The sequence below is a fragment of the Ruegeria sp. AM1 genome (assembly GCF_056540745.1).
This window is the reverse complement of record NZ_JBQFXH010000003.1, coordinates 245,113-257,324: the sequence shown is the minus strand read 5'-3', so window position 1 is coordinate 257,324 and position 12,212 is coordinate 245,113. Positions and strand designations below refer to the sequence as shown.

Genomic DNA, 12,212 nt, shown 5'->3' with positions numbered 1-12,212 from the left:
CTTGAGCTACGCAACGGCTCCGCTCAGCAGGCCTTGACCGCAACCTAAACACGAGAAAGAAACAGGAACGGATTCTACATCCAAACGGCCCGGATCAAGGGGCTGGGTCAGGGGGCACCATAAAAATCAACAACTTAGCCGAAATTCCACCGAACTGCGCGCCAAAAAGGGAAGCAGAAAGGGAAACGAAGATTCCTTAGTGAATCAGAACTGTTCAAGATACCTGCCGATCAATCCCAGCCAGCCACCGCACGAATGACAAGCCTTGAGAGACTATCAGAATTGCTAGATCTTCACTGGGTTGGCTTGGTTCCTCGACACCTTCTTCATGGCGGTAAAAATGCGCTGCATTTATCCAGTCCTTGTAGGATTCCAACAACTTTGCACTGGCGGACTGCTGTGCCGGGTGCCCAGCATGAATCGCTTGAAGGGACTTGCCGATTTTCTCACCGGCAGAACGAGAATCTAGCCTCGGGACCGAATACATCAGCTTGAAGAGGTTTTCGTTTGCGGCAAAGGCTGAGCGGATTGCTTCACGGTAGTCCGGCGGACTTTGAAGCAGACAGTTGTCGATCCTTGCAACGGCATCTAAGGTTGCCTGATGCCTGTCCCCTGACAGTGCCGATATTGCAGCGGAATGAGTTGCAGAAAATGCAGAATCCACCAACGGATGAACGCCACCGGCTTCGTCAATCGTGTAGGCAAGATTTTCTTCCTTAAATATCCGACGAACAGTCTTTAGAAAGGCACCCTTCCGATCATACTTTTCAAAGCTCGAATGTAGGGTGTTACCGACAACCGTGATCGTGTCCAACATCTCCACAACGGTGACTCGATTGAAGTACCAGTCCCAACGTTCGTGGTAAGAGCCTGAAGTAGAACGGCCTCCAAATTGAATACCTATCTCGCTTTCGATGACCTCTACAGCTGGCCTAAAACGCTCAGTTGTACGGCCATAACGGTCCGGCTTTGATTTAGGGCAGGAAGCTTCACAGTGTTTGGCTAATCTAAATCTAGCTTTTTCACTGTCTCGGAGAGGCGCGTCTTGACTGATGTAAAGATGGGAGAAACGTACACCCTTGGTTTCGGCTTCTGACATTTAAAAACTCGTATATTGTGTATATCAGATCGAATTGAATACTATCTGTTGTGGCGGAATGTTCAAATCATGCTTTCAAATAAATGAGCGCTGATGACAGCCGGGAAGCCGGACCTGCACTGTCATCGGCGCTCAGCACACAGGGGACATGGGCTTCCCTGTGAATCAGCCACGCAAGGGCGAAGGGCATCAGAACCCCGCGTGGCGATGCAGTTATCCGACTGCAATGGCACGAGACAAGACGCCTCAAAGCCACGTCTCATGTTCGTCCCATCCCCCTTATTGGTGACACGCTCGAAGCTTTCAAACAGGCTCTCGCCTCGTCTGAAGATGATGTCTATCTGTTTCCCCGTTACGCAGCCAAACCGCGTGGGGTAGATAGCCTCTCTAAAATCCTCATGAAGCACCTGCACGGTTTCACTTCAAATGAGCGACATGTGATCTATTCGCAGCGACACCGTCTAAAAGATGAGGTGCACAAGGCTGGCGTGGACAAGATATCTCAAGACGAGGTGCCAGGCTATTCGACCCCGAACATTGGGAAGACTTACGGCGGCGAAGAGGGTCTCTTAGCGGTGAGCCACAGGGCTTTGTTAGCGGTCGAAAAATACGCCACCACCTCAATGAGGCAGCGGGTAAATTGTCAGCTTATGTTGCAATTTGAGAGCCACCGTTGAGGCTCAGCACCGGGCACGACATTGGCAGCTTTCTTCGCAAGCTGATATTCCCGTTCAGCGGCGCGGCGCTCCGCTCTTTCATTCCGGCAATGCTGACAAGGTCGCTTCGATTGGGGTTGCGTTCGCCTAAGCCCCTAGGTGACTTACTATTGACTTGTCTCGCAATCGAAGAAACTCGCGCTCACCAAAAAAGAGCTCCTCAGCAACAGCTTAGCGGGTTAGGTCATCTCGCGAGAAGTCATGCCATCACGAAACTTGCCTGGAAGCGCGGGAAATCACGACTTCTTTCGCGTTAGCTGGCAGAAACAATCTAACTATTCCAGCACCCAATATTCAGGCGCACGCGTCAGCGCGGCGTGTCGAAGGCAACCAGACGATGGGGCGTGCACCCGCATCAGGGACTTAGACTGGCATGTTGTCGAACCTTGCTTCGACCGCATCCTCGAACAAAGCTGCATCCAGGCGCTTGAGACGCGACGGTATGCGCATGCCCTGCTCGCGCATGCATCCGATAACTTTGCTTACATTGGGCTGAAGAGCCAGCCGTGTATCCAAACACGCGCCCTGCAATTGCTTCTCAAGCCGTTCAGCTTCGGTATAGAGTTCCATTGCAGTCATGTTGCATCCTCCCACTAAATCTCACTTTGGTAGATATAGGTAACGACTTTAAGACGACACTGAACCTTAACGCTTCCCTGAGGAAGTTCGCTCAACCATATCGCGAATTTAAGCAAAGTGCCGCAGGCTGTCTATTCTTTAAGCCAGATTAATCTGCGCCGCCTTGACAGGCATCAAGTTGTGAATTGGTTATTGATTCACATTCCGTTATCAATATATGAAACTCAAACAAGGGGAGAATCTCGTGACACCATCAGTAAAAGCGTTTTTCGACGAGCGGACGAATACGGTCTCTTATCTTGTCCAGGAACCCGAAGGCACCGCCTGCGCCATCATCGACAGCGTGCTTGATTTTGACCATGCGTCCGGGCGCACCAGTACGGTCTCTGCCGACCAAATCATCGACTATGTTAGGTCAAACACGCTCAGGGTTGAGTGGATTCTGGAGAGCCATGTACACGCCGACCACCTCTCGGCTGCGCCCTATCTGCAGCAGGAACTTGGGGGTAAGATCGGAATAGGTCAAAACATTGTAGTGGTTCAGGACACGTTCGGAAAGGTGTTCAACGAGGGCACGGAATTCCAACGCGATGGCAGCCAGTTTGACGCGCTGTTCTCAGAGGGTGACAGCTTTTACATCGGCCAGATGCGGGGCGATGTGCTTCACACGCCCGGCCATACTCCGGCCTGTCTGACCTATGTAATTGGGGATGCTGCCTTTGTGGGCGACACCCTGTTTATGCCGGATTTCGGAACCGCGCGTTGCGACTTCCCTGGCGGGTCGTCCGCCATGCTGTTTGCCTCGATTCAGAAAATCCTCGCACTGCCGGACGCAACCCGGATCTATGTCGGCCATGACTACAAGGCCCCTGGACGCAACGCCTATGCCTGGGAAACGACGGTCGGAGAGCAAAAGGCGCTGAACATTCACATCGGTCAAGGACGCAGCATCGAAGAGTTCACCGATATGCGCGATGCCCGCGACGCGACGCTGGCGATGCCAAAGCTCATATTGCCCTCGTTGCAGGTCAATATGCGCGCCGGCCAGATGCCGCCCGCCGACGAAGAGGGCGATGTGTTTCTCAAAGTCCCGATCAACAAACTCTGACGCACGGGCGTATCTAAAAAGAGGAAAGCGAAATGAATCCAGAGTGGATTATGGGCCTGATTGGCGGCGTGTTGATCGGGCTGGGCGGAGCAGTCTACCTGCTTGGGAACGGGCGCATCATGGGGGCGAGCGGGATACTTGGCGCTCTGGTCGAGCGCAGCAATCAGCGCGAAGCTGGTGAACGCCTGGCCTTTGTGACTGGCGTCATTGTTATGCCGTTGTTGCTGAAACCCCTGATTGCCCCTCAGGCGCAGACTTATCTGACCACGGATTGGGCCGTGGTGATCGTTGCCGGGATGCTGGTTGGAATCGGCACCCGGATCGCAAACGGTTGCACCTCTGGCCACGGTGTCTGCGGTATTTCGCGGTTTTCACTGCGCGGGATCGTCGCAACCATATTTTACATTCTCGCCGGTGGGCTGACGATCGCCCTGCTCCGCCACGTTCTGGGGATTATCTGATGCGTATACTTGTGGCACTTGTCGCCGGATCATTGTTTGGCACCGGCCTGCTGATCTCGGGCATGACCGATACGACCAAGGTTCAGGGGTGGCTGGACGTCTTCGGCAACTGGGACCCAACGCTGGCGTTTGTGATGGGTGGAGCCATTCTACCGATGTTGGTTGCGTGGTATCTGACGCGTAGCCGGACCCCTCTGACCGGAGGTCACTTTCCGTCCCCTCCACAACCCGACCTAGATCGCCGACTTATTGTTGGGTCCACCCTGTTTGGGATGGGCTGGGGGCTGGCCGGGCTATGCCCCGGCCCGGCACTGGCCTCCCTCAGCTACGGCGGCACTGGCGGGTTGATCTTTGTTGCCGCGATGACCGGCGGCATGTTCCTTGCACCAAAAATCGGGGCACAACTGGACAGGATCGCAAACGCGACCTAAGGATTTTGCATGGAGATTCGCCGGATTACCCCACAGTATGCCGTTTCGCCCCAAATCATGGTCGAAGACGTTCCCGCCATTGCCGCCGCAGGATTCACCCGGGTGATCTGCAACCGCCCCAATATCGAAGTTCCTGCGAACATGCAGTCCGATGCGATTGGCGAGGCGGTTCGCGCCGCTGGGTTGGAGTATGAGGTGCTGGAGCTGACCCATCAGACCATGACACCCGAAAACGTGGCCCATCAGCGGCAGCTGACCGAGAGCAGTTCCGGACCCGTTTTTGCCTATTGCGCGTCCGGCACGCGATGTTCGGTGGTTTGGGCTCTGGGGCAATGCGATCGCATGAGCACGGATGACATCCTGAACGCGACCAGAGACGCGGGTTATGCGCTGGACAACCTGCGCCCAACGCTTGATCAGCTTCGCGCGATGAAGGGCTGATCAGACCTTTTCATCTTGCTCGTCATACGGGTGGTGCAGCCCCGCCAATTGCGAGATTTCTGCTGTAATCTTGTCTGAACTGCCGATCAGAAAATCAGTCTCCAAAGGGACAAGAGCGTCCGACAGCGGCTGATCTGCCTCTGTTAGGCCCCCGATATCCCCGGCGTTCGGATGTATGATGTCTTGCTCCGGCATCAGTGTTGCGCTGCGGCTTTCGAGGAACTCGTCTGCCGAAGACCCCGACAACACGGGGGGCTGTGCCTGTTCGTTGATCCGGATCGCCCTCAGGCCGCTGCACTGTCCCAGACGTCCGACAGCGGCCCGCGACCGTTCGATTGTCACAAACTCGACCCGGTCTAGCCTCGCTCCGCTTAGCGGCAAGACTTGCCCGAGCTTCAAATCAGACAAATCGGCAACAGACAACGGCAATCGGCACAGGACTGCGTTCAATTCGGCCCGCATAACGCCTGACGCCTGCTGTAGACAAAGTTCATTGTCTTCGGCCTTGGTCATGTTCTCATCTGCAGGTACGGTTCGGACCGGCATCCAAAAACTGAGATGCCCCTGCCTGAGCCCGCCCTCCAGCTCGATTGTCAGATCAAGGACCCGAAACGCCTCTTCCACCAGAACCAGTGACAAAGCCTGCACATCTTCGGCGCGTGACACGAATTCGTAGCCCGACAAACAGGCATGATCATCAGCGGCGTCGACCATATCCGGCGCACGGCAAAAAATATCCTCGACAAAGGGCGCAACCATGGCGGCATCTGTGTCGGTAAACACACGATCCATGGGGCCTCTTGCTGCCATTACCTCGCCTATCGTCTGCTTCTGAACGACGGCTGAAACGCATTCAGCATCCAGACAAACCGCAGCCGTCATGCCATCGGGCGCAGAGAATACAAGCAGCAGGTGTTTATCACTCACCGCCGCAGAAAGGTGCTCCGGTGTCCGGGACGCCTGTTTTGCCCCGATCACGGCCAGGGACAGGTGCAGACACTCGGCCGCAGATTGCGCCGAGGCCAACCGCAGGGCGCGCAGGATCGAACGTGGCTTATCGTCACCGCCACCCTGCCCTGCCATAAGTTTTCGCGCCAACGCAGCGCCGACATCATTCGCCATGGCCCGAACCGCCATCTGTTGCTCATCAGTTTTCAGCTTTATCCGGAGACGGTTACGAATATCTTTAAGCCCGCCTACTGAGCGGCCTGCTTATGCGCGAGTGGCAGGCTGACCCGAAACGTGGCCCCCACCTGCCCCGGCAGATAAGTGATCTCTCCGCCGAGCCGCTGCATGATCTCGCGACAGATCGCCAGCCCAAGCCCCGCGCCACCGGCCTTGTCAAACCCAACGCGTGCGAATTTCTCGAACACCATCGACTGCGCCTCGGGCGGGATACCGCTGCCATTGTCGACAAAGTCAATCACCACCTGCCCGCCCACATCATGCGCAGAAATCGTCAGCACGGGCTCGGTCGCGTCGCAGTATTTCTGCGCGTTCGAGATCAGATTGATAAAGACCTGCCCCAACCGATCCAGATCGGTGTGCAGGGCGATCCGTTCTGCGGACAGAACACGCCGCACTTCAAGTTTGTGATCCGCGCCTGTCAGGGCCGTGGAAACCGCGCGATCCAGAACTGCCCGCAAATTACTGTCACCAACATTCAGACTAACCTGCCCGTTTTCCAACACGCTTAGGTCCAGCAGGTCATCCAGCAATCGCGTCAGACGCAGCGCTTCGTCATGAATGATCGCTGCATAGCGTGTTTTTTCCTCGGCACTCAGCTCTTCGGTGTCCCGCATGATCTCTGAGAACGCCCGGATCGAGGTCATGGGGGTACGCAACTCATGACTAACCTGTCCCAGAAACGCGTCCTTTTGCATCGAGATCTGGGTCAGCTTGGCGTTTGCCTCGCGCAGTTGACGGGCGGTCCGGCTTAGCTCGGCGGACTTTGCCTCTAGCTGGCCAGAGTATTCCAGCAGCTGAGCGGATTCGTCTGCCACGGCCAGCAGGTCTTCGACCGACACCGACGACCCGCCGACGATCTGCCCGACCATCGCGTGGGCTGTCGCGGCGCCGACTGAACCGCTCAGTTCCCGTTCAAGCCGGACCAGAAAACCGGGTGTGGGCTCCGGCAACCGCCCGCGCCCGCCCTGTTTCTGCGCCTCGGCCTGAAAGAACATCTGGGCCGGCCCGGTGCCCAGGATGCGCTGCGTCATGATCATCAGATCTTCGCTCTGCCCCACCGACCCGGTCCAGCCTTGCGGGGCAACCGAATGCTCGAACACATTGACAAACTGCGCGCCCTGCAACCGTTCCAGCGGGCTAGGGAAACTCAGCAGCGATGCGACGCAGAAGGCAATGGTATTCAGCGACAAAGACCACATGACCGTATGCACCATCGGATCGATCCCATCGATCCCGAACAAGGCCTGCGGTCTCAGCCAGCTCAGCCCGAAAGGACCGTTCTTTAGAACCGAGGCTGGCATCACGTTCTCACCCATACCGGGCAGCAGCATGGTGTAAATCCACAAGAAGAAGCCAACGCTCAAGCCGATCAGAGCTCCGGTTCGGGTAGCCCCGCGCCAGAACAATCCTCCAACAAGCGCGGGTAGGATTTGCGAAATCCCGGCAAAAGCGACAAGACCGATCGATGCCAGCGCGGCACCGCCGCCCGACAGGCGGAAATAGAAGTAGCCCAGCGCCATGATAGCCGCGATCGAGACACGGCGCGCCATCAGAACGATGTTGCGCACATCGCCCGAGACAGCCCCGGACCCTTCTTGCGTATTCAGCCAGATCGGCATGACAACGTGGTTGGACACCATCGTCGATAGCGCCATCGCTGTGATGATCACCATGGATGTGGCAGACGAAAAACCTCCGATGAAAGAGAACATGGCCAACCAGTCATTGCCCTGCGACAACGGCACCGTCAGAACAAAAAGATCGGGGTTCGAGCCCTCGGGCATCAGGTCCAATCCGATCACTGCAATCGGAATCACAAAAAGGCTTATCAGCAGCAGATACAGCGGAAAGGCCCACGCCGCCGTGCGCAGGTGCCCTTCGTCGTCATTCTCTACTACCATTACCTGAAACATGCGCGGCAGGCAGACAAAGGCTGCAGCGGACAGGAACGTGATCGTAGTCCAGCGCCCGGCATCCACGTGCCATGTGCCGATTTCCGAGGCATCGATGCGGTCCATCATCGGCCCCACGCCCCCGGCAACCCCCCAGACAACAAATATGCCCACCGCAAGCAGGGCAAACAGCTTGACCACCGACTCGAGCGCAATCGCGGTCACCACCCCATGGTGCCGTTCGTTGACGTCCAGATTCCGGGTCCCAAACAGAATGGCGAAAACGGCCAGTCCTGCCGCGACCCAGAACACGCTGGATCCTTCACGATAGAGGCCCGAGGGATCGGCCTCGGCAAAGATCGAAAATGACAGGGTGATCGACTGCAATTGCAGCGCGATATAGGGCGTGCCCCCCAGCACAGCCAAGATCGTGACGCAGATCGCCAGCGTGTTCGACTTACCATAGCGCGACGAGATCAGGTCGGCGATCGAGGTCACCCGCTGGCTGCGCCCCACGCGCACCAGCTTGCGCAGACCCCACCACCAGCTGATCATCACCAGCGTCGGACCAAGATAGATGGTGACAAACTCCAACCCTGAGCGTGCAGCATTGCCCACCGCGCCATAGAACGTCCAGGCGGTGCAATAGATCGACAGTGAAAGCGTGTAGATCAACGGCGAGCGCAACCACTTTCCGCGCCCCGCCGCCGCCAGACGATCAGCGGCAAAAGCCACGCCAAACAGCAAAACCACATAGCCCAGGCAGACCAGAATCAGAACGTTCAGCGTTGCCATTTGTCCGTCTCCGCGCCGGGCTCTTCGCGTGTGGCCATGTATTTGGCAGCAAACCCGAACAGCAGGCTGATCACGATAAGTGCGCCCCAGCAGACAAAGATATAGAGGATCGCCGATGACAGCGGCACCGATGTCTCAGCGGTATCCCCATCAGGCCAGAGCAACGGGATTGCGATGAGGGCCGCCCCCAGAAAAGGCAACAGCCGGGCCGCGTCGGCCAGACGGCGTCGGCGATAACTCTGTCGCTCAAGGAACAACGAGGGTCTTGCGACGGTGCGTTCGCGCTCACCCTCGGGCGTGGTCATGACCTGGACGCTTGCGCATGCAGATCGCGCACAGCGGTCAGAACTTCGGCATTCGAAAACGGCTTGGTCATAAAACGGCTGACACCGGCGCGTTCGGCCATTTCCCGGTCGCGCGATTGCCCGCGCGCGGTCAGCATGAGAACCGGCAGGCTCTGCATACCCTCAAGCTCGCGCAGATCACGCAACACATCCATGCCGCTCTTGCCTGGCAGCATAACGTCCAGAATGACCAGATCCGGCCTTGCGGCAACAATGACCTGCACGGCATCCACGCCCTCGGCATGTGTCTCAACCAGCCAACCCTCGCGGGTCAGCAGAAATCGGATCGCCTCGGTGATGTTCGGCTCATCCTCGATCAACAGAACCCTTCGGCTCATATGTTCACTTCCTCCCCAGGGCCGCTGAATTCCGCAGCCACCCATGGCCTTAGACTAATCGCTCTGTCAGGAAACTGTCAAAAACCTTCGCTCAGGATCGAAGGTTCACGTCGCGTATGACACACAGCCCTGGGGCAAATCCGGCAACTGGTCCCCACCTCAGTTACCAAAGTATCGTCGGGAACCGCATCCTCGACAGACAGCACCAGCATGACCGAGCGATAGGTTGGATCTTGATCATAGGACTGAGCCGGTTGCGGCCATGCAATCGCATAACAATCAAATGTGGCGGCCGACCGGCCAAGTTGAACAATCCGTTTACGCACCGGCACGAGCGGGCGGCTCAGGGCTGTAAATAACGGCCATAACGGACAGGCGTCACCGTGCCGCGGCAAAGTAAACCCCGGCACCGGCTTAATAAACAAAATACTTCCAGAAGCGTCACAGACCGCCAGACCAGCGGCGCGTGACAAAACCTCTGGCGGCAAAAAGGCCAGACGTCGCAACACCGTGGCGACATCAACTGAAAAGTGTCTGGCCAACTCCAACGGATCAGGATCCCCCCCCTGCAGCAAGGGTTCGAGCCTGTCCAGAGGCATCGCGCCGGCATCTTCTGCACAGCTCTCAAGAATGCTCTGCACCATAGATCGGGCCGCTGAGGTCTCCAGCCCATCCAGGGAAATCGAATCGACTGCCGCGCCGGTCTCGATTTCGGGAAAGTGATATGCCTTTGCGGCCATAAAGGCCTCGGCCTCTTCCAGCGGCATCCCGCGTCGGTCGGGTTCACGCTCACTTTCGTCCAGATACGCCACCAAAGCCTTGGAGCTTTCCGCCAGACGCTCGGCATCCTGATGGAGGTTGCTGTGAAAGCGGTCCTGCCATGCAGTGTCGATTTCGCCGGGTTCGGCAAGAATGGCTGCGGTTGATCTGATGGCCGCAGCGGTCGAAAGAACCTCGTGCATCGACGCCGCAAGATGGGGGTCATGCGTCAGCCGGTCCGACAACATCTCAATGGTGCGCTCAAGCGATACCACCCGGTGATGCATCTGCGACAGCACCCCCGCCCAACCCGGAAACCGACCCGCAAACTCTTCCAGCGCATCGATTTCGGCGGTTTGGCCAACCGCCTCGGCAGCAGCCTCGCGCAATGCGGCGATAAGGGTCGCCTCCAGCCCCTGCGTCAACACTGACGGCTCAATCGACAGCGCCGCCGCAATGTCGACCAGCAACTTCCCCCCGATCCGGCGCCGGTTGTGTTCGATCAGGTTCAGATAAGACGCGGAGATACCGACCCGACGCGCAAGTTCAGCCTGCCTCAGGCCGGAAATCTGCCTCCGCTCCCGAATTCGGCTGCCGGTCAGGGTATCGCGTATCTGCATCGTTTTCCTTCGGCGGTTACAGGACGTCCTTGGGATCGGGCGCTGCTTTTCAGAATAGCTTTTTTATTCTTAATGCTTACCAGTCTCTTTTCATAGAGAGTTTACAGTGTTTACAGACTTCTTGACACCCAAACCACCCCAGCACAGGCCGCCGGCGGGCGGGCCTGATCGGACAGGGTGGCGCTGATGCGCCCGGCCACGCATACTCACCCCTTCAAATCCGCACCAATCCACGTCACGATAGACATCATGAGCGACCCAGCCTTCGAATATGCGCCCATCGGGCTTGTCGAGCTTGAAAACCGGATCATCCGGCGCTGCAACCTGCAGTTTGCCCGAACCTTCGGCGGCAGCGAAGAGGACTATCGCAACATGCCCCTGCTGCACCTGTATCCCTCGGTCGCCGACTGGGAGAGGATCGGGGCGCGTAGCCTGCAGATGATGCGCGACACCGGGTATTATACGGATGAGCGCGTGATGCGGCGACGTAACGGCGATTTGTTCTGGTGCCGGGCGCGCGGCCGCTCGCTGACGCCGGACGATCCGTTCCGTCATGGGATCTGGAGCTTCTCTGACATCTCCGAAGAACGGCCGCTTGTCGAACTCACACAACGCGAGCGCGAGGTCGCTATCCTGTCGTGCCGGGGTCTGTCGGCCAAGGAAATCGGCGTTGAACTTGGCCTCAGCTACCGCACAATCGAGGCCTATCGCGCCCGACTGCTTGAAAAGTTCGGCGCCCGGAAACTACCCGAACTGGTGGCGAAATTGTCAGGGATGCCGCTGTGACGCGCCGCCCTCTGCTGAGAGCGATAACACCCTCGATTTCATGCGTTCAGACTGCGCTTTTCATGGCCGTCCGCATAGCTTATAACGCTGCGTAATCAGACCAAGCCCGCAAACACAGACGGGCCAAAGGGGAACCTTCGAGGACACTCATGACAGATACCAAACACGAAGCGGATGTCGCGTTCATCAAGGCACTGGCCGAATTGCTGCGCGAGAACGACCTGACCGAGCTGCAGGTGAAACGTGAATACGGTGAGGAAGACAGCCTGAACGTGCGCGTCAGCCGCATGTCACAAACCGTAGCGGCCCCGGTCCAAATGGCCGTTCCCGCCGCCGCCCCTGCTGCACCGGCCGCCGCCCCGGCCCCCGCTGCCGCAGAAGCCCCCGCAGCAACCGACGATCCGGCAAGCCACCCGGGCGCGGTCACCTCGCCCATGGTCGGCACTGTCTACATGCAGCCCGAGCCCGGCGCACCTGCGTTCATCAGCGTTGGCGCTTCGGTGTCCGAAGGTGATACGCTTCTGATCGTGGAAGCGATGAAAACCATGAACCACATCCACGCGCCCAAATCGGGCACCATCAAGCGTATCCTTGTTGGGGATGGCGACGCCGTGGAATTCGGCACCCCTCTGGTCATCGTTGAGTAAGGCGGGCC

13 protein-coding genes are annotated in these 12,212 nt (G+C 57.8%); 6 read left to right on the top strand and 7 right to left on the bottom strand.

The features are described 5' to 3' along the window. Positions 1–214: 214 nt before the first annotated feature. Both ACR0I7_RS11695 and ACR0I7_RS11690 read right to left on the bottom strand, forming a co-directional pair. The gene (locus ACR0I7_RS11695) at positions 215–1,099 is read right to left on the bottom strand and encodes a hypothetical protein (protein WP_480511166.1); all 885 of its coding nucleotides are present in this window, start codon (positions 1,097–1,099) and stop codon (positions 215–217) included. Between the two features lie 1,079 nt (positions 1,100–2,178). Further along, complete coding sequence (locus ACR0I7_RS11690) at positions 2,179–2,394, bottom strand: hypothetical protein (protein WP_480511165.1); 216 nt, start codon at positions 2,392–2,394, stop codon at positions 2,179–2,181. Positions 2,395–2,638: 244 nt separating this feature from the next. Here ACR0I7_RS11690 and ACR0I7_RS11685 point away from each other — a divergent pair, with 244 nt between their 5' ends. From ACR0I7_RS11685 to ACR0I7_RS11670, 4 genes are read left to right on the top strand one after another with little or no spacing between them, the layout of a single operon-like run. Beyond that, positions 2,639–3,502 carry an MBL fold metallo-hydrolase gene (locus ACR0I7_RS11685; protein WP_480511164.1) on the top strand — a complete coding sequence of 288 codons (864 nt, stop codon included), beginning with the start codon at positions 2,639–2,641 and terminating at the stop codon, positions 3,500–3,502. Between the two features lie 32 nt (positions 3,503–3,534). Continuing rightward, positions 3,535–3,963 carry a YeeE/YedE family protein gene (locus tag ACR0I7_RS11680; RefSeq protein ID WP_480511162.1) on the top strand — a complete coding sequence of 143 codons (429 nt, stop codon included), beginning with the start codon at positions 3,535–3,537 and terminating at the stop codon, positions 3,961–3,963. Next, the gene (locus ACR0I7_RS11675) at positions 3,963–4,394 is read left to right on the top strand and encodes a DUF6691 family protein (RefSeq protein WP_480511161.1); all 432 of its coding nucleotides are present in this window, start codon (positions 3,963–3,965) and stop codon (positions 4,392–4,394) included. The genes ACR0I7_RS11680 and ACR0I7_RS11675 overlap by 1 nt, the downstream gene beginning before the upstream one ends. A 9-nt stretch (positions 4,395–4,403) precedes the next feature. Beyond that, positions 4,404–4,835, top strand: a complete 432-nt coding sequence (locus tag ACR0I7_RS11670; RefSeq protein ID WP_480511159.1) for a protein tyrosine phosphatase family protein — start codon at positions 4,404–4,406, stop codon at positions 4,833–4,835. On the opposite strand, the gene ACR0I7_RS11665 is transcribed toward ACR0I7_RS11670, so the two are convergent. The 5 genes from ACR0I7_RS11665 to ACR0I7_RS11645 form a co-directional block, all read right to left on the bottom strand. Beyond that, positions 4,836–5,972 carry a FliM/FliN family flagellar motor C-terminal domain-containing protein gene (locus ACR0I7_RS11665; protein WP_480511157.1) on the bottom strand — a complete coding sequence of 379 codons (1,137 nt, stop codon included), beginning with the start codon at positions 5,970–5,972 and terminating at the stop codon, positions 4,836–4,838. It lies immediately after the preceding gene. Positions 5,973–6,031: 59 nt separating this feature from the next. Continuing rightward, complete coding sequence (locus ACR0I7_RS11660; protein WP_480511155.1) at positions 6,032–8,710, bottom strand: ATP-binding protein; 2,679 nt, start codon at positions 8,708–8,710, stop codon at positions 6,032–6,034. Then, a complete protein-coding gene (locus tag ACR0I7_RS11655) occupies positions 8,698–9,015 on the bottom strand; it encodes a hypothetical protein (protein ID WP_480511153.1) in 318 nt (105 codons plus the stop codon). Before ACR0I7_RS11655 ends, ACR0I7_RS11660 begins: the two co-directional genes overlap by 13 nt. Next, positions 9,012–9,392 (bottom strand): response regulator transcription factor, encoded by a 381-nt coding sequence (locus ACR0I7_RS11650; RefSeq protein WP_480511151.1) that lies wholly within the window; start codon positions 9,390–9,392, stop codon positions 9,012–9,014. Before ACR0I7_RS11650 ends, ACR0I7_RS11655 begins: the two co-directional genes overlap by 4 nt. 77 nt (positions 9,393–9,469) lie before the next feature. After that, positions 9,470–10,771 carry a helix-turn-helix domain-containing protein gene (locus ACR0I7_RS11645; RefSeq protein WP_480511149.1) on the bottom strand — a complete coding sequence of 434 codons (1,302 nt, stop codon included), beginning with the start codon at positions 10,769–10,771 and terminating at the stop codon, positions 9,470–9,472. Between the two features lie 249 nt (positions 10,772–11,020). Here ACR0I7_RS11645 and ACR0I7_RS11640 point away from each other — a divergent pair, with 249 nt between their 5' ends. Both ACR0I7_RS11640 and accB read left to right on the top strand, forming a co-directional pair. After that, positions 11,021–11,557, top strand: a complete 537-nt coding sequence (locus ACR0I7_RS11640; RefSeq protein WP_480511147.1) for a helix-turn-helix transcriptional regulator — start codon at positions 11,021–11,023, stop codon at positions 11,555–11,557. A gap of 149 nt (positions 11,558–11,706) precedes the next feature. Next, positions 11,707–12,204: an acetyl-CoA carboxylase biotin carboxyl carrier protein gene (gene accB, locus ACR0I7_RS11635; protein WP_480511145.1), complete on the top strand. Its 498-nt coding sequence runs from the start codon at positions 11,707–11,709 to the stop codon at positions 12,202–12,204. Positions 12,205–12,212: the final 8 nt, after the last annotated feature.